Annotated in this window: 23 protein-coding genes, 1 pseudogene and 1 riboswitch; of the genes and pseudogenes, 7 read left to right on the plus strand and 17 right to left on the minus strand. The window is 69.0% G+C overall.

Annotation, left to right across the window (positions count from 1 at the left end):
- Nucleotides 1-69 precede the first annotated feature (69 nt).
- The 5 genes from HWX76_RS02845 to HWX76_RS02865 all read right to left on the minus strand — a co-directional run bounded on the left by HWX76_RS02845 (nucleotide 70) and on the right by HWX76_RS02865 (nucleotide 3,363).
- Nucleotides 70-492 (minus strand): rubrerythrin family protein, encoded by a 423-nt coding sequence (locus HWX76_RS02845; protein ID WP_006479492.1) that lies wholly within the window; start codon nucleotides 490-492, stop codon nucleotides 70-72.
- Nucleotides 493-756: 264 nt separating this feature from the next.
- Nucleotides 757-2,025 carry an RNA polymerase sigma factor gene (locus HWX76_RS02850; RefSeq protein WP_176015441.1) on the minus strand — a complete coding sequence of 423 codons (1,269 nt, stop codon included), beginning with the start codon at nucleotides 2,023-2,025 and terminating at the stop codon, nucleotides 757-759.
- Nucleotides 2,022-2,438 (minus strand): VOC family protein, encoded by a 417-nt coding sequence (locus tag HWX76_RS02855; RefSeq protein ID WP_176015442.1) that lies wholly within the window; start codon nucleotides 2,436-2,438, stop codon nucleotides 2,022-2,024. Before HWX76_RS02855 ends, HWX76_RS02850 begins: the two co-directional genes overlap by 4 nt.
- Nucleotides 2,439-2,464: 26 nt before the next feature.
- Nucleotides 2,465-2,884: a YciI family protein gene (locus HWX76_RS02860; protein ID WP_011548204.1), complete on the minus strand. Its 420-nt coding sequence runs from the start codon at nucleotides 2,882-2,884 to the stop codon at nucleotides 2,465-2,467.
- A 125-nt stretch (nucleotides 2,885-3,009) separates the two neighbouring features.
- Nucleotides 3,010-3,363: a YciI family protein gene (locus tag HWX76_RS02865; RefSeq protein ID WP_124593267.1), complete on the minus strand. Its 354-nt coding sequence runs from the start codon at nucleotides 3,361-3,363 to the stop codon at nucleotides 3,010-3,012.
- A 206-nt stretch (nucleotides 3,364-3,569) separates the two neighbouring features.
- Between HWX76_RS02865 and HWX76_RS02870 the strand changes: the two genes are divergently transcribed.
- The 4 genes from HWX76_RS02870 to HWX76_RS02885 all read left to right on the plus strand — a co-directional run bounded on the left by HWX76_RS02870 (nucleotide 3,570) and on the right by HWX76_RS02885 (nucleotide 8,059).
- Entirely contained in the window at nucleotides 3,570-5,453 is a 1,884-nt protein-coding gene (locus tag HWX76_RS02870; RefSeq protein WP_176015443.1) for an ExeM/NucH family extracellular endonuclease, read from the plus strand.
- Nucleotides 5,454-5,738: 285 nt separating this feature from the next.
- Complete coding sequence (locus HWX76_RS02875) at nucleotides 5,739-6,125, plus strand: DUF883 family protein (protein WP_050017365.1); 387 nt, start codon at nucleotides 5,739-5,741, stop codon at nucleotides 6,123-6,125.
- 64 nt (nucleotides 6,126-6,189) lie between these two features.
- Nucleotides 6,190-6,774 (plus strand): YSC84-related protein, encoded by a 585-nt coding sequence (locus HWX76_RS02880; protein WP_050017366.1) that lies wholly within the window; start codon nucleotides 6,190-6,192, stop codon nucleotides 6,772-6,774.
- Nucleotides 6,775-7,006: 232 nt separating this feature from the next.
- Nucleotides 7,007-8,059, plus strand: a complete 1,053-nt coding sequence (locus HWX76_RS02885) for an AI-2E family transporter (protein WP_050017367.1) — start codon at nucleotides 7,007-7,009, stop codon at nucleotides 8,057-8,059.
- A gap of 43 nt (nucleotides 8,060-8,102) precedes the next feature.
- Here the strand turns inward: HWX76_RS02885 and HWX76_RS36620 are convergent.
- The 6 genes and pseudogenes from HWX76_RS36620 to HWX76_RS02910 all read right to left on the minus strand — a co-directional run.
- Nucleotides 8,103-8,216: pseudogene (locus HWX76_RS36620) on the minus strand (thioesterase); the annotation flags it as partial.
- A gap of 84 nt (nucleotides 8,217-8,300) precedes the next feature.
- Nucleotides 8,301-9,317 (minus strand): NADP-dependent oxidoreductase, encoded by a 1,017-nt coding sequence (locus HWX76_RS02890; RefSeq protein ID WP_050017368.1) that lies wholly within the window; start codon nucleotides 9,315-9,317, stop codon nucleotides 8,301-8,303.
- Nucleotides 9,318-9,354: 37 nt separating this feature from the next.
- Nucleotides 9,355-10,143 (minus strand): SDR family oxidoreductase, encoded by a 789-nt coding sequence (locus HWX76_RS02895; protein WP_050017369.1) that lies wholly within the window; start codon nucleotides 10,141-10,143, stop codon nucleotides 9,355-9,357.
- A 512-nt stretch (nucleotides 10,144-10,655) separates the two neighbouring features.
- Nucleotides 10,656-11,246: a phosphatase PAP2 family protein gene (locus HWX76_RS02900; protein WP_050017370.1), complete on the minus strand. Its 591-nt coding sequence runs from the start codon at nucleotides 11,244-11,246 to the stop codon at nucleotides 10,656-10,658.
- An 80-nt stretch (nucleotides 11,247-11,326) separates the two neighbouring features.
- Nucleotides 11,327-12,643, minus strand: a complete 1,317-nt coding sequence (locus tag HWX76_RS02905; RefSeq protein WP_176015444.1) for an Nramp family divalent metal transporter — start codon at nucleotides 12,641-12,643, stop codon at nucleotides 11,327-11,329.
- A complete protein-coding gene (locus tag HWX76_RS02910; protein WP_176015445.1) occupies nucleotides 12,592-13,656 on the minus strand; it encodes a helix-turn-helix domain-containing protein in 1,065 nt (354 codons plus the stop codon). The genes HWX76_RS02905 and HWX76_RS02910 overlap by 52 nt, the downstream gene beginning before the upstream one ends.
- Nucleotides 13,657-14,203: 547 nt before the next feature.
- On the opposite strand from HWX76_RS02910, the gene HWX76_RS02915 reads away from it, so the two are divergent.
- Complete coding sequence (locus tag HWX76_RS02915; RefSeq protein ID WP_069618571.1) at nucleotides 14,204-14,605, plus strand: OsmC family protein; 402 nt, start codon at nucleotides 14,204-14,206, stop codon at nucleotides 14,603-14,605.
- A gap of 105 nt (nucleotides 14,606-14,710) precedes the next feature.
- On the opposite strand, the gene HWX76_RS02920 is transcribed toward HWX76_RS02915, so the two are convergent.
- Nucleotides 14,711-15,592: a Dyp-type peroxidase gene (locus HWX76_RS02920; protein ID WP_050017374.1), complete on the minus strand. Its 882-nt coding sequence runs from the start codon at nucleotides 15,590-15,592 to the stop codon at nucleotides 14,711-14,713.
- Between the two features lie 489 nt (nucleotides 15,593-16,081).
- Between HWX76_RS02920 and HWX76_RS02925 the strand changes: the two genes are divergently transcribed.
- Together HWX76_RS02925 and HWX76_RS02930 are read left to right on the plus strand one after the other, a co-directional pair.
- Nucleotides 16,082-17,944 carry an ABC transporter ATP-binding protein gene (locus HWX76_RS02925; RefSeq protein ID WP_050017375.1) on the plus strand — a complete coding sequence of 621 codons (1,863 nt, stop codon included), beginning with the start codon at nucleotides 16,082-16,084 and terminating at the stop codon, nucleotides 17,942-17,944.
- Nucleotides 17,945-18,155: 211 nt separating this feature from the next.
- The gene (locus HWX76_RS02930; protein ID WP_124593271.1) at nucleotides 18,156-18,869 is read left to right on the plus strand and encodes a riboflavin synthase subunit alpha; all 714 of its coding nucleotides are present in this window, start codon (nucleotides 18,156-18,158) and stop codon (nucleotides 18,867-18,869) included.
- An 18-nt stretch (nucleotides 18,870-18,887) separates the two neighbouring features.
- Here the strand turns inward: HWX76_RS02930 and HWX76_RS02935 are convergent, their stop codons facing one another.
- From HWX76_RS02935 to HWX76_RS02955, 5 genes are all read right to left on the minus strand, one after another.
- Nucleotides 18,888-19,472: a hypothetical protein gene (locus HWX76_RS02935; protein WP_176015446.1), complete on the minus strand. Its 585-nt coding sequence runs from the start codon at nucleotides 19,470-19,472 to the stop codon at nucleotides 18,888-18,890.
- Nucleotides 19,473-19,549: 77 nt separating this feature from the next.
- A complete protein-coding gene (locus HWX76_RS02940) occupies nucleotides 19,550-20,791 on the minus strand; it encodes a voltage-gated chloride channel family protein (protein ID WP_176015447.1) in 1,242 nt (413 codons plus the stop codon).
- A gap of 79 nt (nucleotides 20,792-20,870) precedes the next feature.
- A riboswitch (Fluoride riboswitch) is annotated at nucleotides 20,871-20,974 on the minus strand.
- A gap of 78 nt (nucleotides 20,975-21,052) precedes the next feature.
- Nucleotides 21,053-22,072, minus strand: coding sequence for a chemotaxis response regulator protein-glutamate methylesterase (locus HWX76_RS02945; protein WP_050017378.1), 1,020 nt, complete (start codon nucleotides 22,070-22,072; stop codon nucleotides 21,053-21,055).
- Nucleotides 22,069-24,384, minus strand: coding sequence for a hybrid sensor histidine kinase/response regulator (locus HWX76_RS02950; RefSeq protein ID WP_176015448.1), 2,316 nt, complete (start codon nucleotides 24,382-24,384; stop codon nucleotides 22,069-22,071). Before HWX76_RS02950 ends, HWX76_RS02945 begins: the two co-directional genes overlap by 4 nt.
- Complete coding sequence (locus HWX76_RS02955; protein WP_176015520.1) at nucleotides 24,381-25,091, minus strand: chemotaxis protein CheW; 711 nt, start codon at nucleotides 25,089-25,091, stop codon at nucleotides 24,381-24,383. The genes HWX76_RS02950 and HWX76_RS02955 overlap by 4 nt, the downstream gene beginning before the upstream one ends.
- Between the last annotated feature and the right edge of the window lie 60 nt (nucleotides 25,092-25,151).

The following is a 25,151-nucleotide window of genomic DNA, read 5'->3' on the forward strand; positions in this document are numbered from 1 at the left end:
GGCGGCGATGAACGAACAGCCGGCCGCGTGCCGGTCGCACGGCGATGCCGGGCGGCCCGCGGCGGCCCGTCAGTCGACGAGACTGTCCAGCGCCTTCGTGTAGCGGTTCGCGTGGCTGCGTTCGGCCTTCGCGAGCGTTTCGAACCAGTTCGCGATTTCGTCGAAACCCTCGTCGCGCGCGGTTTTCGCCATGCCCGGATACATGTCGGTGTATTCGTGCGTTTCGCCGGCGATCGCCGATTCGAGATTCAGCCGCGACGAACCGAACGGCAGGCCCGTGGCCGGATCGCCGACGGTTTCCAGGTATTCGAGATGGCCGTGCGCATGGCCGGTTTCGCCTTCGGCGGTCGAGCGGAACAGCGCGGCGACGTCGTTCTGCCCCTCGACGTCGGCCTTCGACGCGAAATACAGATAGCGCCGATTCGCCTGCGATTCGCCCGCGAATGCGGCCTTCAGGTTCTCTTCGGTCTTGCTGCCCTTGAGTTGAGCCATTTGCGCCTCCGTTCGAGTCGGCGCGGCCGCGTGCGACGCCGGGCCGATCAGATATGTGGGGAACGATGCGTGCGCCGGGCGCGCGTCGTGCTCTTCAATCTAGGCGCTCGCGTTCGCATCCCCCAATAGGCTTTTTCAATGCGGGCGATAGTGTCGGGGGGCGGCGTGCGGCGGATGGCGGGAAGACGGGCGCCATGCGGTGCGCGGGAGCGGACGGGACGGCGGGTAGTGTGCGGCGCGCGGCGGCGCCGGGCTCGTCATGCGTCACGCATCCATCGCGCGCTTCAGCAGCAATTCGCGCTCACGCTCGTTGCGCGTCAGCTCCGCCGCGCGGCGGAATTCCAGCTTCGCCTCGTCGGCGCGGCCGAGCTTCGCGAGCAGATCGCCGCGCACGCTCGGCAGCCAGTGATAGCGCGCGAGCGCCGGATCGTCGCGCAGCACGTCGACGAGTTCGAGCGCCGCGGCCGGCCCGAACGCCATCCCCACCGCGACCGCGCGATTCAGCTCGACGACCGGCGACGGCGCGACTTCGGCGAGCGCGTCATACAGCGCGACGATCTGCGCCCAATCCGTGTCCGCCGCCTGCCGCGCCCGCGCGTGACACGCGGCGAGCGCGGCCTGCAGCGCATACGGCCCGCGCACGCCGCCGAGCTTCGTCGCCCGCTCCAGCGCCGCGAGGCCGCGCCGGATCAGCAACGGATCCCAGCGGCTGCGGTCCTGGTCGAGCAGCAGCACGGGCCGGCCCTGCGCGTCGACTCGCGCATGCATGCGCGACGCCTGCAACTCCATCAGCGCGACGAGCCCGAGCACTTCGCTTTCGTCCGGCGCGAGGCCGGCCAGCACGCGGCCGAGCCGCAACGCCTCGTCGCACAGCGCCGGGCGCATCCAGTCGTCGCCCGCCGTCGCCGCATGGCCTTCGTTGAACACGAGATAGATCACTTCGAGCACCGACGCGAGCCGCGCGGGCCGCGCATCGGCGGCCGGCACCTCGAACGGCACGTGCGCGGCCGCGAGCGTGCGCTTCGCGCGCACGATCCGCTGCGCGATCGTCGGCTCCGGCGTCAGGAATGCGCGCGCGATCTCGCCCGTCGTCAGCCCGCCGAGCAGCCGCAGCGTTAGCGCGACGCGCGCGTCGGTCGACAGCACCGGGTGGCACGACGTGAAGATCAGCCGCAGCAGATCGTCGCCGATGTCGTCGTCGCGCGCGTCGGCGAGCGCATCGGCGATGTCGGGGACGACGTGCGCTTCGAGCGCGTCCATCTCGTGGCCAAGCTGGTCGCGCTTGGCCGAATGAAGCGACTCCTGCCGGACCCGGTCGAGCGCGCGACGCTTCACGGCCGTCATCAGCCAGGCGGCCGGGTTGTCGGGCACGCCGTCGACGGGCCAGTGCTCGAGCGCCGCGACGAGCGTGTCCTGCGCCAGTTCCTCGGCCACGCCGACGTCGCGCACCACGCGCGCGGCGCGCGCGATGATCTTCGGCGCCTCGATTCGCCAGACCGCTTCGATCGCACGATGCGTCGCCTCATGCGTCACGACGCCTGCCCCTGGGCGGACGCCTCCAGCGGCATGGCCATCAGTTCCCACGTGTGGCCGTCCGGATCGGTGAACCCGTGGCCGTACATGTTAGGGTACTCGCGCGGCGCCTGCGGCGCGGCCCCGCCGGCCGCCAGCGCCTTCGCGACGAGCGTGCCGACTTCGGCGCGGCTGTCGCACGACAGGCACGACAGCACCTGGATGTGCGTCGCCGGATCGATGATGGTCTTGTCGGTGAAGGTCTGGAAAAACGGCCGCACGAGCAGCATCGCGAAGATCGTGTCGCTGATCTTGATGCAGGCGGCCTGCTCGTTGGTATAGGCCGGCACGACCTCGAAGCCGAGCGCCTGGTAGAACGTCTTCGCGCGCGGCAGATCGGCTACCGGCAGGTTGATGAAAACCATCTTGTGCATGACGGGTGCTCCCGGTGAGATTGGATTCAGGCGTGGCTGCGGCCGACGTGGAGATCGCGGAACCGCTCAACCGCGTCGCTCGGCGTCAGGTCGTCGAGCTCGAACAGCGGCCGCACCTCGATCTCGCAATCGAGCTCGGCGCCGAACGGCGCGGGGAACCGGCGCGTCCATTCGAGCGCCTCGTCGCGCGAGCGCACCTGGATCAGCGTGTAGCCGGCGATCAGTTCCTTCGTTTCGGCGAACGGGCCGTCGATCACCGTGCCCTTGCCGCCCGTGTAGCGCACGCGCCAGCCGTGGGCGCTCGGCCTCAGGCCGTTGGCGTCGAGCAGCACGCCGGCCTTCGCCAGTTCCTCGTGATAGACCGTCATCGCCTCGACCAGCCGGTTGTCCGGCAACGCGTCGGATTCGCTGACGGCATTCGCCCGGATCATGATCATGAATCGCATCGTTCACTCCTTGTCGTCGGTGGAAAGCGGCGCCCGTTCCGTGGCGCCTTACCCGGACGACGGGCGGAAGACGGCCGGATCGACACGCGCCACGACAAATCAGGGTAAATACCGAGTCGCGACGCTCACAGAAAGCACGGGCCGACCGCGCGCACCTCGACCGTGCACCATTGCGCGGCCGGGCACTGGCGCGCGATGTCGATCGCTTCCTCGCGCGTGTCGACGTCGACGAGGAAGAAGCCGCCGACCATCTCCTTCGCCTCCGCGAACGGCCCGTCGAGCAGACGCGTCTCGCCGTCGCGCACCTGCACGCGCGTGCCGCGCTCGGACCGTTCCAGCGACTCGACGCCGCGCAGCACGCCGCGCGCCTTCAGCGACTCGGCGAAATCGACCATCCGCGCATAGAGCGCCTGGCCTTCGTCGAGCGTGCGCTCGGCGCGCTGCTCGGTCGGTTCGACAATCAACAGCATGTAAGACATGGATTTCTCCTGTGGGAACGGGGTGCGGCGGCGTGCAGCGGCCGAGCGGCACGCGACGCCCGGTGCGAAAGCGTAACAGCCGCGGGGCGGCTTGCCGCATCGTTGGCCAACCGGCAATGGCCGAACGGCCATTTCGGCCGCAGCCTGACATTTTGCCTTCAAGATGCGGTCCCGAACTGTCGGATTTTCATCCTGTGGACCGTCCCATGTCACGCCCGCTCCCCCTGCTTGCCGTCGCGCTGTTCGTCGCGCTGTTCGTCGTGTTGTCCGCCGTGCTGTCCGTGGCCTTCTGCGCGCGGCCGACCCCCGCCGCGCTGCCGGTCGGCAGCGGTTGCGGCGGCCCCGCCACGGCGATCGCCGAGATCCGCCGCACCGGCGGTCCGTCGCGGCTCGCCGGGCAAACGACGTCGATCGAAGCGGTCGTCACCGCGGCGTTCGGCGGCGCAGACGGCCTCGGCGGCTTCTTCGTCCAGCAGGCCGACGCGCAACGGCAACACCGGCCGGGCGTTCCGGAAGGCCTGTTCGTCTACGCACCGAATGCGCGCGCAGAACCCGGCGATCTCGTGCGTCTGACCGGCAAGGTCGACGAGAAATACGGCCGGACGCAGCTCACGCTGTCGGGCCGCGTGGCCGTCTGCGCACGCGGGCAGACGGTCACGCCGGCCGCGCTCGCGCTGCCGGTTGCGTCGCCCGCCGTCCTCGCCGCGCACGAAGCCATGCGCGTACGCCTGCCGCAAACGCTGACGGTCAGCGATGCCTACGAACTCGGCCGCTACGGCAGCATCGTGCTGAGCAACGGCCGGCTGCGCGTGCCGACCCAGGTCGCGCCGCCGGCCGACGCTGCCGCGCAGGCAGCGGCCAACGCATTGAATCGCCTCGTGCTCGACGACGGTTCGAACCGCCGCGACCCGGCGACCGTCCGCTATCCGCCGCCCGCGCTGAACGCCGCCAACACGCTGCGCGCGGGCTACACGGTACGCGGCGTCGAAGGCGTGCTCGAGTTGCGCTACGGTACATGGCGGCTGCAACCGGTGGCCGGCGCGGCGCCCGTATTCAATGCCGCCGCGAACCCGCGCACCGCGGCGCCGGCCCGGCATCCCGATGCCGACGTGCGCATCGTGTCGTTCAACGTCTTCAACTATTTCAACGGCGACGGCCGTGGCGGCGGATTCGACACGCCGGCCAACCGTGGCGCGAAAACGCCCGCCGCGTTCGCGCGGCAGGAAGCGAAGATCGTCGCGGCGTTGCGCGCGCTGCGCGCCGACGTGATCGGGCTGATGGAAATCGCGAACAACGGCCACGGCGACGCGAGCGCCATCCGTCGGCTCGCCGCGCAACTCGGCGACGGCTGGCGCGCGGTCGATCCCGGCACCGCGCGCCTGGGCCGCGACGCGATCGCGGTCGCGCTGCTGTACGACAGCCGCACGATCGAGCCGGTCGGGCGCGCCGCCACCGTCTCGCTCGGCGGCCGACACCGCCCGCCGCTCGCGCAGACGTTCCGGCGCATCGGCGGCACGCGTGCGTTCACGGTCGCGGTCAATCACCTGAAGTCGAAGAACTGCCCGCACGCGAGCGGCGCCGATCTCGACCAGTCGGACGGCCAGGGCTGCTGGAACGCGGCGCGCACGCGGGCGGCCGCACGCGTCGCCGACTGGCTCGCCACGTCGCCGACGGGCGTCGCGGCCGACGGCGTGCTGCTGATCGGCGATCTGAACAGTTATGCAAAGGAAGACCCGGTCCGCACGCTCGAAGCGCGCGGCTACGCGAACCTGGTTGCGCACTTCGTCGGCGATGCTGCGTACAGCTACGTATTTCGCGGCGAAGCCGGCAATCTCGACCACGCGCTCGCCACGCCGCCGCTCGCCGCGCGCGTGAAGGCCGTGCGGTTCTGGCACATCAATGCGGACGAACCGGTCGCGCTGCAATCCGTGCCCGATTACAAAACGCGCACGCGACGGTCGGCTTATTACGCACCGGACGCCTACCGCTCGTCGGACCACGATCCCGTCGTCATCGACGTCGCACTGAACGATACCGGCCCGCAGCCGGCATCAGGCACGAATCGTGCGCCTCGACCGGGCGTCGAGTAGTGCATTTGCATCAGCGCTCAACCTGCAACGGCACTATTTACCTGATGCCGGTGGCGGCGCCATATTTACCGCACCTTCACTGCGATCCGCTGCTCGACACGCTGTATCGCCCCGACGCGCGAAATTTTTTCAACCGCAGCGCCGCCCCGCGCGACGGGGTTTCCCGGCGATCCTGCCGACGAATTGAAAATTTGTCTCGAAACTCAATCGGATCAAGTGAATCACATCAGTTGCAGCGATTCGTCTTATCTTCAAATTGCCTGGAATCAAAGGAGGATAAACACCATGGCGCTTACCGACTCGATCGAACACAAGCTGGACCGCGGGCTGTCCGATATCCGTCGCACCGGCCGACGCGTGGGCCGCACGACGCGCGCGGCTGCCCGCGATCTGCATGCCGACGTGACCGACGATCTGCGCGGGCTAGTCGACGAACTGGAAGATCTGCTGAAAAACGATGGCGATGGCGATATCGCCACGCTGCGCAAGCGCGTGCAATCCCGCCTCGATGAAGCACGCGGCGCGCTCGACTATGCGTCGGGCAGCGCGGCCGCCCGGCTGCGCGATTCGGCCGAACGCGTGTCGCAGGTCGTGCACGAGAACCCGTGGCAAACCGCCGGCGTCGTCGCGGGCCTTGCGTTCGTTGCGGGCCTGCTCCTTTCCCGCCGTTGAACGGGGCGGCGTGTACCGCCGCCCGCCTCGCCCGTCACCCATCAGACAACGAAGGAGAAACGCCATGCAGAAATCCCTCGCCATGAAAGCCGCCGCCGCCGTGATGCTCGGCAGCCTCGCCCTCGCCGGTTGCACGACCACGTCCGGCAAACCCGATAGCGCCGCGGCCAGCGCGTCGAAGCGCGAGTCGATCGACGCCAGCGTGAATGCGACGCTGTCGCGCCTGTATTCGACGGTGCCCGGCTCGCGCGACCTGGTCTCGAAAGCACGCGGCGTCCTCGTGTTCCCGAATGTGCTGCAAGCCGGCTTCATCGTCGGCGCCCAGTCCGGCAACGGCGCGCTGCGCGTCGGCGGCAGCACCGTCGGCTACTACAACACGTCGTCGCTGTCGGTCGGCCTGCAGGCCGGCGCGCAATCGAAGGCGGTCGTGTTCCTGTTCATGACGCAGGATGCGCTCGACTCGTTCCGCAAGTCGGACGGCTGGTCGGCCGGCGCCGACGCGTCGGTCGCGGTCGTGAAGGTCGGCGCGAACGGCGCGGTCGACTCCAACACGGCTACCGCACCGGTGGAAGTGCTGGTCCTGACCAACGCGGGCCTGATGGGCGACCTGTCGGTGAACGGCACGAAGGTCACCAAGCTCAACATCTGACGATCCGGCACGCGGCCTCGCGCCGCGTTCGCTTCCCGGCAGCGCCGCGGCCCCGGCCGCGGCGTTTTCGCATGTGTCTCACGCAGCGGCTATGATGGCGGCACCTTTGCGGGCATACTCCGCATGGGCCGCCCGGCCGCGCATTGCGCCGCGAACCTGACGTTCGCGAACCGATCGCGCGCGGGGCAACGAGATTCAATCAAACCACGCATCAATCTGCGCGAATGTACCCATGGATAGCGGACACGATCACCAAAAATTCTTCTACTTCCTGCTGTTCGCGGTCACCGTCGGACTCTGCTGGATCCTCGCGCCATTCTCCGGCGCCGTCTTCTGGGGCACCATTCTCGCGATCCTGTTCCAGCCCGTGCAGCGCTGGCTGGCCGCACGCTTCGGCAAGCGGCGCAATCTGGCCGCGCTCGTCACGATGTCGCTGATCATCCTGATCGTGATCCTGCCGCTCGTGTTCGTCACGGCGACGCTCGTACAGGAAATCGCGTACGTGTACCAGGAGCTCAAGGATGCGCAGCCGAATTATTCGCAGTACTTCCATGACATCATCCACGCGCTGCCGACGTCGATCCAGAACCTGCTGCAGAAATACGGGCTGACCAACATCCCGGGCATCCAGAAGAAGCTGACCGACGGCGCCGCGCAGATCAGCCAGTTCGCGGCCACCCAGGCGCTCAGCATCGGCCAGAACACGTTCCAGTTCGTCGTGAGCTTCGGCGTGATGCTGTACATGGTGTTCTTCCTGCTGCGCGACGGCGGCGAGATCGGCCGCCGCGTGCGCCGCGCGCTGCCGCTCGACGAAGAGCACAAGAACCTGCTGCTCGCGAAATTCACGACGGTCGTGCGCGCGACCGTGAAGGGCAACATCGCGGTCGCGCTCGTCCAGGGCGCGCTCGGCGGGCTGATCTTCTGGATCCTCGGGATCGAGGGCGTCGTGCTGTGGGGCGCGCTGATGGCGTTCCTGTCGCTGTTGCCCGCGATCGGCGCGAGCCTCGTGTGGGTGCCGGCCGCGCTCTACTTCCTGATGATCGGCGCGGTATGGAAGTGCGTGATCCTCGTCGCGTTCTGCGTCGGCGTGATCGGCCTCGTCGACAACCTGCTGCGCCCGATCCTCGTCGGCAAGGACACGAAGATGCCCGACTGGGTCGTGCTGATCTCGACGCTCGGCGGGATGGCGCTGTTCGGCATCAACGGCTTCGTGATCGGGCCGCTCGTCGCCGCGCTGTTCATGGCGAGCTGGGACATCTACGCGCGCGCCGAACAGGGCGAATGACGCGCGGCCGGCCGGCGATCCGCATGCGTGCGGACCTCGCCGGTCAAGGATGACGGATATGGATCACGACGGGCGCCACGGCGCCCGTTGCTTCATCCGCCGCATCCGTCATCACGCCGCCATACGGGCCGACGCGATGCGCGCGGCCCGGCGTCAGCCATGTGCAACTGCGGCCGGATTGATCGAACTCGGCTCGCTCGATACGCGCCCGCGGCCCGATCCGACAGGCGAGACACGCCCGTCACGCGTCCGGATCGACGCGCAGCACCAGCTTGCCGCGATGGTCGCCGTCGAACAGGCGATTCAGCACGTCGGGCGCGTTTTCGAGACCGTCGGCCACGGTTTCCTCGGCCTTGAGCCGGCCGTCGCGCAGCCAGCCCGCGAGCGTCTGCACGGCTTCGCGGCTCTTGCGGTAGTCGAGGATCAGGAAGCCGCGCATCGTCAGCCGCTTCGAGATCAGCACGCCGACGTCGTCGGCCGCGCGGCCGCTGTTGTAGTTCGAGATCACGCCGCACAGCGCGACGCGCCCGCCGATCACCATCCGCGACAACACCGCGCGCATCACCTCGCCGCCGACGTTCTCGAAGTTCACGTGCACGCCGTCCGGCGTCGCCGCCTTCAGTTGCTGGCGGAAGTCGTCGGCCTTGTAGTCGACGGCCGCGTCGAAGCCGAGCGTCTCGGTCAGGTAGCGGCACTTGTCCGCGCCGCCCGCGATGCCGACCACCCGTGCGCCGTGGATCTTGCCGATCTGCCCGGCGATCGAGCCGACCGAGCCGGCCGCCGCCGACACGACCAGCGTTTCGCCCGGCTGCACCGGCGCGATGTCGGTCAGCCCGTAGTACGCGGTCAACCCGCTCATCCCGCACGCGCCGAGCAGCGTCGGCAGCGGCAGGCCCGAGTGCGCGGGCAGCTTCACGAGCTGCGCGGCCTGCTCGGCCGGCACCACCGCGTAGTCCTGCCAGCCGACGAGCCCCTGCACGAGGTCACCCTCCGCGAACCCCGCGTTACGCGACGCGATCACGCGGCCGATCCCGAGCGCGCGCATCACCTCGCCGATCGCGACGGGCGGCAGGTACTGCGGCACGTCGCTCATCCATACGCGGTTGGTCGGGTCCATCGACAGATACAGCACGCGCACGAGCACCTCGCCGTCGGCGAGCGCCGGCACCGGCGTCTCGACGAGCGAAAAATGTTCGCGGCCGACCCGCCCTTCCGGGCGCGTCTTCAATAGCAGCTGGCGGTTCACGGGTGTCGACATGCTGTTCTCCTCCAATCGTTGTGGTTCGGGATGCGCGTCAGACCGCGCACATGCCGCCGTCGATCACGAGTTCGGCGGCCGTCACGAAGCGGCTCTCGTCGGACGCGAGATACACGGCCGCATGCGCGACGTCGTCCGGCTCGCCGAGCCGGCGCAGCGGAATACCGCGCGCGAGCTTGCGCGTCGCGTCGCGTTCGCCGAGCGACTGGAACAGCGGCTCGACGATCCCCGTGCGGATGAACGCCGGATGAATCGAATTGCAGCGCACGTCGATCTCGCGGCGCGCGCAATCGATCGCGACCGACTTCGTCAGCGACGCGACCGCCGCCTTCGATGCGTTGTACGCGGTGAAATCCGGTTCGACCTTGAACGCGGCGACCGACGAAATGTTGATGATCGATGCGGGATGGCTCTCGGCCAGATACGACAGCGCATGCTTGCAGCCGAGCACGATGCTCTCGACGTTGATCGCCATCACGCGGCGCCATTCGTCCAGCTCGATTTGCGCGGGCGAGCCGATCGAGCCGACGCCCGCATTGTTGACGAGCACCGACAGGCCGCCCATCGCATCGGTCGCCTGCACGAGCAGCGCCTGCCAGCGCGCTTCGTCGCGCACGTCCTGGGTCGCGGCGAACGCGACCGGCGTCGCGTGGCCCGCGTTGAGCTCCTGCGCGAACGCGTCGAGCACCGCCGCTTCCGCGATATCGGTCACGAACACGCGCGCGCCCTGCTCGACCATCCGGCGCGCGATCGCCCGGCCGAGGCCGCCCGCGGCGCCCGTGATGTATGCGCACTTGCCGGCGAGGCGCGGAGAAACGATTGTCATGTGTCTGCTCCTGTCTTGAATCGTCATCGCGGAACGCTGCTGCGACGGGGTGTGCGTGCTTTCCGCGCCTTCAGTGCCGCTGCCGGCCGACGTGCGCCGATGGCCGGTGCGCCGACATGACGACGCGCCACACGGTTTCCGCGAGTATATCGAGACGAACGCGACGAACGCGACGCACGCGTGCCCGGCCGGGCAGGCTGTCCGCGGTTGAACGACGGCCAGCGTACGCGAATGCACCCGATCGATGAAATGAATATTCGTTATGCCCGGTCATAGACAGCGTTGATGACTCGCGCATACCGGCACCGATGTGCGAGTCCACGCGCGCCGGTCGAGCGGACTGGCGAGCGGGTCGATTTTCGGGATGCCGGGCGTTGCGTCCGCACAACCGGGGAAGGCAATCGGGGAAATGAACCGGCGTGGCATCGTGCGACCCGCCGGAAAAACCGGAAAACGCCGGACGAACCCCAGCGGCAGAAAGGCGGCGCCGGCGCACCCGCCATCGGCACCGGTCAGAACCGGTCGCCCGACGGCGCGCGCACGAACGCGCAGAGCTGCGGCGAATGCGTGTCGATCATCTGCTGGAACGGCGCGCGGTGCCCGTACGCGATGCCCGACACCAGCAGCAGGCAGGCCGCCGCGACGCGCGGCGAGAATGCGCGCTGCCGCGCGCCGTCGTAGCCGCGCAGGAACACCAGCGCGACCAGCGCGCCGAGCATCCAGCCGGCGACGACTTCCGGCACGGTGTGCGAATGATCGAACACGCGCGCGACGGCCGTGATCGCGCCGACGGCCAGCCCGGCCGCGATGCCGGGCGCCCTGCCCGGCCGGAACGCCTGCCACAGCATCGACAGCGCGACCGTCCACACGGACGTCGACAGCATCGTATGGCCGCTGATCACGCGGAAATCGAATTGCGGAAGCTCGATCCCGCATCCGGCATAGAGAATCTTCGTCGCGCCGACGACGCCCATGCCGGCGGCCAGCAGCACGCCCCAGCGAACGGCGAGGCGCCAGTCGGTCAGCACGAGCCATGCCGCGCAGGTCAGCGCGATCGGCAAGGTCAGCGCGGCATCGCCGATATTGCTGATTTCACTCCACATAACGGACTTCGGGGTCGATCGAAAGGCCGCAGTTTACCGCATGCGCGCCGCACGCCTGTGTCAGCCTGTGACAGGCTGTATCAGCCCGCGACACCGGTAATCAGCAGCAGGTTCGTGCCGGTGATCACGGCGAACAGCGCCCATGCGGCCGCCTGCATCCCGCGACCGATCGCGTGGTCGCCCATCGTGTTGCGGTCGCTGACCGAGCGGATCAGCGGCCACATCGCGAACGGCAACTGCAGGCTCAGCAGCACCTGGCTCCAGACGAGCAGTTGCCCGACCGAGCCGTCGCCGAGCCACAGCACGCCGATCAGCGCCGGCACGAGCGCGAGCCCGCGCGTGATCAGCCGGCGCTGGTAGCACGGGATCTTCGTATGCAGGAAACCGTCCATGATGACCTGGCCGGCGATCGTGCCGGTCAGCGTCGAGCTCTGCCCCGATGCGAGCAGCGCGATGCCGAACAACAGCGCGGCCGCGCCGCCGGCGATCGGCGTGATCAGCCGGTACGCCTGTTCGATGTCGGTCACGTTGTGCTGGCCCGTCGCATGAAACGCGGCGCCCGCGACGACGAGGATCGCCGCGTTGACGAGCATCGCGACGAACAGCGACACGCAGGTATCGATGCGCACGAGCCCCAGCGTGTCGCGGATCAAGCCGCGCGCGCCGCCGACCACATGCCGCGTCTGCACGACCGACGAATGCAGATACAGGTTGTGCGGCATGATCGTCGCGCCGACGATGCCGAGCGCGAGCACGATCGCGTCCTTGCGATCGTGGCCCGGGTCGCCCGGCACGAGCCCGCCGATCACCGCGTGCCAGTCGGGCGGCGTGATCGCCACCTGCGCGACGAAGCAGAACGCCATCGTCGCGATCAGCCCGAGCACGATCGCCTCGATCTGCCGGAACCCCTTGCCCTGCAGGCCGAGCACGATCACCGTGTCGAGCGCGGTGAGCACGACGCCCCACGCGAGCGGCACGCCGAGCAGCAGCTTGAACGCGAGCGCGCAACCGAGCACTTCCGCGATGTCGCACGCGATGATCGACACTTCGGCGGTGATCCACTGCACGACGCGGCCGACCCGGCCGTAGCGCTCGTAGCTGGCCTGCGCGAGATCCTTGCCCGCGACGAGGCCGAGCCGCGCCGCGAGCATCTGCAGGAAGATCGCCGCGAGGCTCGAGAACGCGACGACCCACAGCAGCGAATAGCCGAACTGCGAGCCCGCCTGGATATCGGTCGCCCAGTTGCCGGGATCCATGTAGCCGATCGCGACCAGCAGGCCGGGGCCGAAGAAACGCTTGAGCTTCTGCCAGCGCGGCGCGGCCGCGTCGATCGTGATGCTGCCCTTTACTTCCGACGGGCAGAAAGGGGCGGTGGCGGTAGAGGGGAGGAAGGGCATGGAAACCGGGAATCGAGGTCGCGACACGACGATTCTACGGGTATCCGTCCCGTTTTCCCGCGCGCGGTCGCGCACGCGTCGCATTCCGCCCCCTCGCCGTCGCAGCACGCGGCGGCCTGCCCGTCATCCGGGTCGGGCGACGCCGCGTCGTGCGCGAGGATTTTTTCCCGCTCGGCGACGCGAAATTCGGTCGGCGACATCAGCAGGCGCTGGCGAAACAGCTTCGCGAGCCGCTCGCCGCTGCCGAACCCGGTGCGCCGCGCGACCTTGTCGGCCGGCAGCGTCGTATGGATCAGCATGTGGCACGCCCGTTCGAGCCGCACGTGCTGGACGAACTCGGTCGGCGTCACGCCGATTTCCTTCTTGAAGCGCCGCAGGAAATTGCGCTCGCTCATCGCGGCCGCCTGCGCGGCGTTCGCGATCGAGATGCGGTTCACGCTCTGCGCGCGCAGCCGCTGCGCGGACATCCGGATCGACGGGCTCGCGCTCAGTTCGCGGAACGCCCACATCGACTGAACATAGCGCTGCTCGACCGGCCGCGCCATGTTGCTGGCGATCTCCCGCGCGGCGCCATCGCCGAGGTCCGCGCGGAACATGTCGAGCGCGGCGGCAAACACGTCGGTCTCGCCGGCCCGCGATTCGATGGTCGTGGCGGCGCGGCGCCGGGCGCTGCCCGGCCGCACGTCGATCGACGACGACGGCCGCTGCGTGGCGGCGAGCGCGGGCAGGTCCATCGCGTCGACGATCCAGCGCGCATGCTGGCGAATGTCGGCCAGGCGCCGTTGCAATGCGTCGTCCCAGTTGACGGCCGCGCGGTCGCCATGAAGATGAAAGAACGCGAGCGCGCGGCGGCTGTGTTCGTCGCCGAGCGGATCGGCCGCGATTCTCACGCCGGACGACGACTGCAACAGTCCTCCGCTTTCGGATACGTACTTGAGCTGGTAATCCACGCCGTACCCATGCAGGCGATTCGCCAGGTTGAAGGCCTCGCCGAGACGCGCGGCCTGGGCCAACGAAAACCCCGTACTCAAATAGATAATGACCCACCGCTGATCTGCTGCATTCACTGGCCAAGCCCCCGACTTGTTCGACTTCTTCTAATACCGTCGAACTGTCAGGCTTATATTTGGTTTGAATGCGTGCGACAGGACGGCTATCCCGAAATATGAAGCGACGGCATCTTAGCCGAACGGGTCGTGCCTTTGGCGCGAAATGGCCGACGGGGACAGCATGATGGCGGATTACTACAGGCTGCCGCATACCGCTGGTATGCCGATACAGAATCGCGTATGCGATGCGGCCGATTATTGCAGCCGTCATGCTTAATGACGTGCGTGTTTGATTGCGTTACATCGACAAAGCGAACGCTCGCGTATCGGCGCGAACGGCATCGACGTGCATCGAACGCGTGCGAACGCATCGCCGCGCGCGTGCGCAGCAGCGCCGGCATCGCCGACGCGTAGCGCGTCGCGCGCGCCCGCGCGGCCGGAACGGTATGCTGACGGCTGCACGCCGCCACGCGGCGCCCGCTTTCCTTTATTTGCTTCCCGGAGCCCTGCCATGTCCCTGATCCACGCCGCCGCCGTCCTCGATGCCGACGCGCCCGACTACGTCGTCCAGTTGCAGGCCGGCACGCATGCGCTGACCGGCGACGAAGCGCCGCGCGAAGGCGGCCAGGATCGCGGGCCGGCGCCGTACGAGTTCGTGCTGGCCGGGCTCGCGCAATGCACGGCCGCGACGCTGCGTATGTACATGCAGCGCAAGACGTGGCCGGCCGCGCGCATCGCGGTGCGCACCGAGTTGCATGCCGATCGCGAAGGCGTGCAGTACGTGCGCCGCGTCGTGACGCTCGACGGCCCGCTCGACGACGCGCAACGCCAGCGTCTCGCGGAAATCTGCGAGAAAACCCCGGTGACGCAGTTCATCAAGCGCGGCACGCGGATCGACACGACGCTGAACTGACGCACGCGGCAGTCCGCACGCACTGCCGCTTGAAAGCTTGAAAAACGAAACGGGCGGGCCGCGCATTCCGGCGCGACCCGCCCGTTCGTCGATCCCGCCCGGCGCTTACAGTCCGAGCGCGGCGAGGTCCAGCTTGCCGTCCTTCATCGGCGGGCACCAGAAATACGCGCCCGTCAGCGGCCGCGTGAAGCGGAACAGGCCGTCGACGATCCCGTCTTCCTCGCCGCTCATCCGGCGCATCTGCACGTCGAATGCGCGGAACGAGCAGCCGAACGCGACGAAGTACAGGCCCGCCCGGCGCGTGTCCGACCACGGCGACGAACGGCGCAGCATGAACGCCTCGGGCGCGAAGCTTTCCTGCGCGGTGCGCTTCACGTGCGCGAATTCGGGCGCGTCGTCGAGTTCCTCGTTGTCCGAACGGCGACGCCCGATGATGTGGTCCATGTCGCCCGACGGAATGCGCTCCATCTGGTCGAAGTCGTGCACCCACTGCTGCACCGCGACGAAACTCGAGCCGTCGAGCCCCGCGCCCTGCCCCGTGACGATCGCCGCGGCCACCGCGTCGTCGCCTTCCGGGTTCTCGGTGCCGTCCTCGTAGCCGGACAGGTCGCGATCGTTCGAATAGCGGAAGCCGTCGACGGCCTCCTGCAGCGCGAACGCCGGCGCGAGCGCGCGTTCGATCGCCCGCGCGCGCAGCACGATCTCGCCGCGGTCGTCCGAGCGCAGCCAGACCCACACGTCGGCCGGCGTCATCGGCAGCGTACGGTCGTTCACCGAGAACGCCGGATAGTCGGTCAGGCCCGGCACCGGGTGCCCGAGCCAGGCGGCCAGCGCGTGTCCGAAACCGACCACCGTGTCGCGTCCGTCGACGATCTCGCGCAGCGCGGCCAGCGCCGCGGCGATATTGCCGTCGTTCGACATCGTGAAAGTGAGGTATCGGGCTACCGTATCGATCGGAGCCAGGATGCCTTGCTGAACGTCGCTCATCGTTTCCTCGGGAATGGTTCGGAGTGAATCCGGGCGGCCGCGCGTCGTCGCGCGCCGCGGACGCGGAAGTGTAATCGATGCGCGCGCCGGCTCCGCACCCGCCATCGCGCAACGTACGCGAAAAGGGGCCAAAACCCGGAATACTCACCGTATCGACGCAGCAACGCCGCATTCGTCAGACGTTGCGGCGCGCGCGACTGTCCTGATAAAATCGCTGCACGTCTTTTCGGCGTCCTTTCATTCAACCGTTCACTTCAGGGAGGTGCAGATGTTCCGAATGCCAGCAACCTTCCCGAACGTGGTCTCGCGGCGCAGCTGATCCAGCCCGCCGTCCGCGCCGGCTCCCGAGTTTTCCGCTAACCCGTCAGCCGCGCTTTTCCCGACAGCCCGTTTCGTTCCGCCCCGCGTGTGTCGCGCGGCCCGGCTGTTGCGTTTTCGACGTTCTCCGAACCGGAAAGTCCCGTCGCGCGATGCGCCGGGCAACAATACATGACCAGAAAAAGCTCCCATCTGGGCGGCCACGCATTCCAGGCCGTCTTCGGCTTCACCATCCGTTACTGGCGCAAGCAGCCGGCGCGCATCGCCACGGTCGCGAGCCTCGCGCTGCTCGCCGCGCTCGCCGACGTCCTCACGCCGCTGTTCGCCGGCCGCCTCGTCGACGCGCTGTCGACCGGCCTCACCGACCGCGCCGCGGCGTGGCATTCGGCCCTCGTCGCGTTCGGCACGCTCGCCGCGCTCGGCATCGGCGCGACGGTGCTGCGCCAGGGCGTCTACCTGAACATCATCACGCTCACGCTGAAGATGATGAGCGAGATCGCCGCCGCGTCGTTCCACCGCGTGCAGCGCTTCTCGACCGACTGGCACGCGAACAGCTTCGCGGGCTCGACCGTGCGCAAGATCACGCGCGGGATCTGGGCGCTCGACCTGCTCAACGACACCGTGCTGATCGCGCTGCTGCCGTCGGTCGCGATGCTGGTCGGCGCGACCGTGCTGCTCGGCACGCACTGGCCGGTGATGGGGCTCGTCGTCGGCGCGGGTTCGCTGCTGTACATCGCGGTGACGGTCACGGTGTCGCTCGGCATCGTCGCGCCGGCCGCCCGGCTCGGCAACCTGTGGGACACGCGCATGGGCGGCGCGCTGGCCGACGCCGTGAGTTGCAACGCGGTCGTCAAGGCGTTCGGCGCGGAAACGCGCGAGGAAGCGCGGCTCGCGCGCGTGATCGGCAAATGGCGGCAGCGCACGCGCCGCACGTGGGTGCGCGGCACGTTCAACGGCGGGCTGCAAGGCGCGATGCTCGTCGCGATGCAGGCCGCGATGATCGGCGTCGCGTTGCGGCTGTGGATGAACGACGAGGCGAGCGTCGGCGACATCGCGTTCGCGCTGACGATGTTCTTCATGCTGCAGGGTTACCTGCGCGACGTCGGCATGCACATCCGCAACCTGCAGCGCTCGGTGAACGACATGGAAGAGCTCGTCGCGCTCGAACGGCAGCCGCTTGGCATCGACGATCGCCCCGGCGCGCCGGCGATCCGGATCGGGCAAGGCGAGATCCGCTTCGAGCACGTGACGTTCCGCTACGGCAACCATCCGGTGCCGCTGTACGACGATTTCTCGATGCGGATCGCGCCCGGCGAACGCGTGGGCCTCGTCGGCCATTCGGGGTCGGGCAAGACGACGTTCATCAAGCTGATCCAGCGCCTGTACGACGTGTCGGGCGGCCGCATCACGATCGACGGCCAGGACATCGCGCAGGTGCGGCAGGATTCGCTGCGCAGCCAGATCGCGATCGTCCAGCAGGAGCCCGTGCTGTTCCACCGCACGCTCGCGGAGAACATCGCGTATGCGCGCCCCGATGCGAGCCGCGCCGACATCGAGCGCGCCGCGCGTCTGGCGAGTGCGCACGACTTCATCGCCGCGCTGCCGGACGGCTATGACACGCTCGTCGGCGAACGCGGGATCAAGCTGTCGGGCGGCGAGCGCCAGCGCGTCGCGATCGCGCGCGCGTTCCTCGCCGATGCGCCGATCCTGATCCTCGACGAAGCGACGTCGAGCCTCGACAGCGAAAGCGAGCTGCTGATCCAGCAGGCGATGGAGCGGCTGATGGTCGGCCGCACGACGCTCGTCGTCGCGCACCGGCTGTCGACCGTGCGCGCGCTCGACCGGCTGCTGGTGCTCGATCGCGGCAAGGTGATCGAGGAAGGCAACCACGACGCGCTGATCCGCATCGACGGCGGCATCTATCGCCGGCTGTTCGAACGGCAAGCGCTGGAGCTCGCGAAGGGGCTCGCCGATTCGCCGCGGCGCGTGGCGGATCGCGATGCCGGGGCGCTGGGGGAGCCGGCTGAGGTTTGATGCAAGCACGGCGCGATGCAGCCTGGCGGCGCGGTCATCGCCGCCGGGCCGTGTCGGCGAGCCAGCGGATCCGGATCGAGGCCGTGCCACGTGCACGGCCTTTTCTGTATCTGCGGCACGGGCTCGCCGGCGCCGGCCCGCGCGCCGCGGCATGTCCGGCAGCGGGATCACTTATCATGTCGGCCAGGAAATTTGCGACGAGGGATCGATCATGTTTACAGGCATTGTTCAGGGTGTTGCCGTCATCAACGCCATCAAGGATCACGGCGAACTGAGGACGTTCAGCATCGAGTTCCCCGAACGGTTCACCGACGAGATTGAGATCGGTGCGAGCGTGTCGGTCGACGGCGTGTGCCTGACGGTGACGACCATCCATTCGCCGGCGCTGATCGACTTCGACGTGATGCTGCCGAGCCTGCGGATCACGACACTCGCCGACCTCGCGACCGGCGCGCGCGTCAACGTCGAGCGGGCCGCGAAGGACGGCGCGGAGATCGGCGGTCATCCGCTGTCCGGTCATGTCGATTTCACGGGGACCATCGCGCACATCGCGTCGTCCGAGCACAACCGGATGATCCGCATCGGCGTGCCGGCCGCGTTCAAGCGCTATGTGTTCGCGAAGGGCTACATCGCGATCAACGGCTGCAGCCTCACCGTGTCCGACGTCAACCGCGACGAAGGCTGGTTCGATGTCTGGCTGATTCCCGAAACGCGCCGCGCGACCACGTTCGACGCGAAGGGCGTCAACGACAAGGTCAACATCGAGATCGAGCGCAGCACGCAGGTCGTCGTGGATACGATCCGCGAGTCGGTCAAGGAAACGCTCGGCGAACTGAACGGCGTCGTCACCGCGTTGCTGGCGGAAAAAGGCATCGATATCGAGGAACTGCTGGCGCGTCATGTCGCGCGGCTGCCGAAGCAGTAAAGGCTGATTAAGCGCGTGCTAGGTGATCCGCTGGATCACCGAGTAACGGCCGCCGTCCGAAAACACCTCGACCCACGGTTCCGATTCCTCGAACGTCCAGAGGACGAGTTCGAGGTCGATCAGTTCATTCCAGTCGTCGTCGGGCCATGGCATGTGCCATCCGCCCGCGACGGCCACCACGCCACCCGTGTAGAGCGGGCATTGCGCCATCCACTCGCGCTCGTAGTCGTGCGCGGCCGCGCCCTTGAAGTTGCCGTTGAATCCCCAGTCGCGCTGCCATCCGTGTGTGTCGAGGTACGCGCCGATCGCGGCGGAGCCGAAGCGAAACACCGCGTCGACCGGCGGAAGCGACAGCGTGTCGGATCGGCACAGCGGGCGGCCGGAACGGACAGGTTGCGTGGAAGTCTCCACGCGGCCTGACGTGCCGCTATCGTCGAGATGGACGTTCAGCCAGACACCGTCGCGTTCGGTGGAAATGCACAACTCGCCGGCATCGACCCCATGCCAGTAGCCGGTGACGGGTTCGCCGTCAGCCGCGAAGCGGTACTGACGGCACGGCCTCGCAAGCCGCCTGGCTTCGGTCAGGAAATCGTCCGACGTCATTGGATGCCTCTCTTTTTAGCGTCCCGGGTATCGCATCGCGCCGCCGCGATCGAACGACATCGACCGCGCCCCCCACCTCACTCCGCCTCCACCCGCGCCCCCTTCCCCACCGCCACGCGCTGCGCGCGATAAATCCCCGCGTGCCCGGAAAACAGATACGCGACGACACAGGCGACGATCGCATACACGCCGATATCCGCGCCGAACAGTTCGATCGCCATGATCGTCGACGCGATCGGCGTGTTCGCCGCGCCCGCGAACACCGCGACGAAGCCGAGCCCCGCGAGCACGGGCACCGGCAGCGCCAGGACCTGGCCGAGCGCATTGCCGAGCGTCGCGCCGATGTAGAACAGCGGCGTCACCTCGCCGCCCTTGAACCCCGACGCGAGCGTGACGACGGTGAACGCGAACTTCCCCGCGAAATCGTAAAGCGGCAGCGGGCCGTGAAACGCGGCCTCGATCGTCGGGATGCCGAGGCCGAGATACTGCGGCACGTTCAGCACGGTCGCGGCCACCGCAACCAGCAGGCCGCCGAGCACCGGCTGCAGCGGCGCATAGCGGATCACGCGGCGAAACCACGCGGTCAGCGCATGCGTCGCGAACGCGAACAGCCGCCCGACCACGCCGAACGCGATGCCCGCAACGACCGTCACGGCCAGCCCGGTCGCCGATACGGCCGGCACGAACGGAATCGCATAGGCCGTGTGATGGACGCCCCACGCGCGGCACACGACGTCCGCGACGATCGCCGACGCGACGCAGGTCAGCAGCGCGTCGTACCGCACGCGCCCGATCGCGAGCACCTCGATCCCGAACACGGCGCCCGCGAGCGGCGTGCCGAATACCGACGCGAAGCCGGCCGCGATGCCGCCCATCAGCAGCACGCGGCGATGCTCGCGATCAAGCCGAAACAGGTGCGTGACGCGATCGGCGAGCGCGCCGCCCATCTGCACGGCCGTGCCCTCGCGGCCGGCCGACCCGCCGAACAGGTGCGTGACGACGGTCGCGACGAGCACGAGCGGCGCCATCCGCTTCGGCACGAGCGCCTTCGGGTCGTGAATCTCGTCGATCAGCAGGTTGTTGCCGCGCGCGACCGACTGGCCGAAGCGATGGTAGACCCAGCCGGTCGCGAAACCGGCGGCCGGCAGGCCCCACAGCAGCCACGGATGCGCAACGCGCGTACCGGTCGCCCAGTCGAGCGCGATCAGGAACAGCGCGGAAGCCGTGCCGGCGAGCGCGCCGAGCAGCGCGGAAAGCGCGAGCCAGCGGCACACGTAGCGCACGGTCGCGAAAAGATCGGCAGAAGTGGTGAAGAACATGATTTCCAGATTCGACAGAACATCAAAACCTGGGCGGCAGAATACCGGATGGACGGCCTGCGACCTCCTGACGACCCAGGAACACGCAGGCATCATCAGCCGGGCAAACCGGCGGTTGAGGGCCGCACCGCGCGCCACGCGCCGGGAACGACCGCAGGGAGGCATGCCATCTCCGCAGGCCGCAATTGTACGCGACGCCGCGCCACGCATGCAATGCAGCGCCGGCGCGCCACGCAACGACGGCGCCTGCCCGATGCGCGGTCAGTCGCGCGGCGCGAGCGCGATCCGCGCGATCAACTGCGGCGCGATCTGTTCGAGCGGCAGGATCGCCGACGCCGCGCCGACCGCCGCGGCCGCCTTCGGCATCCCGTACACGGCGCTGGTCGCCTCGTCCTGCGCGATCGTGTAGCAGCCCTTCGCCCGCATCGCCTTCAGGCCGAGCGCGCCGTCGCGTCCCATGCCCGTCAGCAGCACGCCGAGCGCGTCACCCTGCCAGCCGTCCGCGACGCTGTTGAAGAACACGTCGATCGACGGCCGGTACGGCGTTTCGACCGGATGCCGCGTATAGCCGAGCACGCCGCGCGGCGACAGCATCAGATGGTCGTTGGTCGCCGCGAGCAGCACCGTGCCGGCTTCCGGCATGCTGCCCTGCCGCGCGACGCGCACCGGCAGCCGCGTATAGCCGTCGAGCCATTCGGCCATCCCGTACGCGAAGGCCTGGTCGACGTGCTGGACGATCACGATCGCGGCCGGAAAATCCGCCGGCAGCGCGCGCAGCAGCGCGGTGAGCGCGGTCGGCCCGCCCGCCGACGCGCCGATCGCGACGAGCGTCGGCTGTCCGCGCGCGGGCGTCGGCCCCGGCGGCACGAGCGCGGCGCTGCGGCTTTCGAGCAGCCGGCCGATCTGGTCGATCTTCGCGAGCAGCGCCTGCGGCGACGCGTCGGTCGACAGCCCGAGCGCGAGCGTCGGCGTATCGACCGCGTCGAGCGCGCCGGCGCCCATCGCCTCGTACACCGACGACGTGTTCGCGCTGACGCTCGCCGTCACGATCAGGATCGCGCACGGCGCGCGCGCCATGATCCGGCGCGTCGCGGCGACGCCGTCGACCTTCGGCATCACGAGATCCATCAGCACGACGTCGGGCGGATGCGCGACGCAGAAATCCACCGCCTCGTCGCCGTCGGTCGCGACCCACAGCACGCGATGGTCCGCGCGCAGCGCGATCACGCGGCGCAGCGCCTCGACGGCCAGCGGCAGGTCGTTGACGATGCCGATGTTCATCCGCGCGCGTCCCCGATCAGGTCGTGCACGGCGTCGAGCAGCGCTTCGTCGTGAAAGCTGCTCTTCGCGAGGTAGTAGTCGGCGCCGGCATCGAGCCCGCGGCGGCGATCCTCGTCGCGATCCTTGTACGACACGATCATCACCGGCACGCGCTTGAGCATCGGGTCGCTCTTGATCAGCGTGACGAGTTCGATCCCGTCCATGCGCGGCATGTCGACGTCGGTCACGACGAGATCGAACGCATCGCTGCGCACCGCGTTCCACCCTTCCATCCCGTCGACCGCGACCGTCACGTCGTAGCCGCGCTTTTCCAGCAGCTTGCGTTCGAGCTCGCGCACCGTCAGCGAATCGTCGACGACGAGCACGCGGCGGCGCCGGTCGGCCAGCGCGAGCTGCGGATCGCGCGTGACCCGCGCGAGCTGGCCGCCGCGCACGAGCTTGTCGACCGAGCGGATCAGGTCCTCGACGTCGACGATCAGCACCGGGTCGCCGTTCTCGAGCAACGCGCCGGCCGCGATGTTCTGGATCTTGTGCAGGCGGCTGTCGAGCGGCTGCACGACGAGCATCCGTTCGCCGAGGAAGCGGTCGACCGCGACGCCGTACAGCTCGGGTTCGGCGCCGACGACCACGACCGCCGTGCTGGCACGGGTCACGTCGGGTTCGCCCGCGTCGAGCAGCTGGTGCGCGGCGACGAGGCCCGCACGCCGGCCGTCGAACGGAAAATGCGGCTGCCCTTCGAGCACGTCGATGTCGTCGTGCGAAAGCTCGAGCGTGCGGCGCACGTGGGCGAGCGGGAACGCATACGGCTCGCCGCCGACCTCGACGAGCAGGCTGCGGATCACCGACAGCGTGAGCGGCAACTGCAGCACGAAGCGCATGCCGGCGCCCGGCTCGTTGAAGATCCGCACCGCGCCGCGCACGCCGCGCACCATCTCCTGCACCGCGTCGAGGCCGACGCCGCGCCCCGATACGTCGGTCACCGCATCGCGCATCGAGAAGCCCGGCAGCAGCAGGAATTCGAGCAGTTCGGGGTCGGACAGCCGCGCGGCCGTCTCGTCGTCGGTCAGGCGCTGGCGCACGACGGCCGCGCGCAGCGCGTCCATGTCGACGCCCGGCCCGTCGTCGATCACGCTGACGAGCAGCGAGCCGGCGCTGTGGCGCGCCTCGAGCGTGACGCTCGCCTCGGCCGGCTTGCCGCGCGCGCGCCGCGCGTCGGGCGAATCGACGCCATGGTCGATCGCGTTGCGCAGCAGGTGGCCGAGCGGCGCGTCGAGCAGGTCGAGGATGTCGCGATCGACCTGCGTGCCTTCGCCGACGATCGAGAAACGCACCTGCTTGCCGAGCGAGCGCGCGAGATCGCGGACGATGCGCGGATACGCGCGCGTCGCGTCGCCGAACGGCCGCATCCGGCACTGCAGCGCCTCGTCGTACAGCTGCTCGGCGATATGCGTGCTGCGCCGCTCGAAGCGGTCGAATTCGTCCATGCGCTCGGCGAGCGAGCGCTGCAGGTCGTTGAGCATGTGCCGCACTTCGTTCATCGACGCGAGCATGCCGGCGTCGAGCTCGTCGGCGAACTGCTCGACCATCAGGTCGAGCGAACGGGCCGCGTCGCGCTGCGCGCGCTTCACGCGCAGCATCGATTCGGCGAACGGCTTGAGCCAGCGCGATTCGACCAGCGATTCGCCGGACAGGCTCAGCAGCCGGTTCAGCGTATCGGCGCGCACGCGGCGCATCGCGCCGGCGCCCGCCACGCGGCCCGCCTGGACCGGATCGGGCACCGGGCTGGACACGGCGAGCGGCGGCACCGCGGCGCTCGCGCCGACCGGCTCGTTCGCGGCGCCGTCGTGATCGCGATACGGCACGAACGACGGCGGCATCGGCACCGGCGGCGGCACAGCGGCCGGCGCCTGCATCGTCTGCGCGCCGTCGGCGCCCGTCAGCGCCGCCGCGAACACGTCGATCTCGGCCTGCGACACGGGTTGCCCCTGCGGATCGCCGACGCGCACCAGCAAATCGACGCCGGCCAGCAGTACGTCGACGTGCGTGGCCGTCAGCGCGATCGTGCCGGCCTGCGCGGCGACGAAGCATTCCTCCATCCGCCCGGCGATCTCGACGCCGAGCGGCACGCCGACGATGCGCGCGGCGCCCTTCAGCGAATGCGCGGCGCGCATGCACGCCTCGAGCGCGACGGAATCGGGCTCGCCCGATTCGAGCGCGAGCAGCCGCTCCGACAGCGCCTGGGTCTGCGTGCGCGTCTCCTCGCGATACAGCTCGAGCAGCGACAGGTGGCTCAGGTCGTCATCGCCGCTCATCGCATGCTCCGTGTCACGGCATCGAACAGACGATCGTCGTCGAGCAGCCCCACCGACTTGCCGCGCCACGACAGCACGCCGCGCGACAGGCCGGCGCTCGCGCGCCCGACCGTCGCAGGCACCGGCACCCAGTCGGACGCGCCGAAGCGCAGCACGCCCTCGACTTCGTCGACCGGAAACACGACCGGTTCGCCCTGATGCGCGGCCACCAGCAGCCGCGTGAAACGGCCGTCGCCTCCGTCCCCGCCGTTGCCGGCCTTGCCGGCATCGAGGCCGAGCAGCGCGCCGATCGAGATCGCGATGCGCAGCGTGCCGCGGATGTTGACCACGCCGCGCACGGCCGAATGGCGGCGATACGGCAGCGAGTGGATCGGGCGCGTGCCGGCGATCTCGCGCAGCACGCCGATCGGCAGCGCGAGCCATTCGTCGGCCACCCGGAACGCGAGCGCCGCATGGCGCGTATCGCCGTCGTCGTCGCCCGCGCGCGCCGTGCCGAGCGCACTCATACGGCGCGTGACGTCCGCCATCTCGGCCACGTCGAGCGGACGCTCGAGCAGCTTCGCCGCGTGCGACGCGTAGACCGGGCAGTTCAGGCAGCGCAGGCAGTCGTTCAGCCGCTCGCACGAGCGGTCGCCGCGCGTGCCGATCCGGTTCCAGCAATCGTCGACGTCGAGCGTCGCGTCGTCAGTGGCAGCGGCGCGGTTCATCAGAATTTTCTCCGAGAGACCCCGCCATTGATGGCGGGAAGGAAAGGCGTGCTGTTGACA

The organism is Burkholderia sp. BCC0398, from assembly GCF_902833245.1.
Classification (GTDB): domain Bacteria; phylum Pseudomonadota; class Gammaproteobacteria; order Burkholderiales; family Burkholderiaceae; genus Burkholderia; species Burkholderia sola.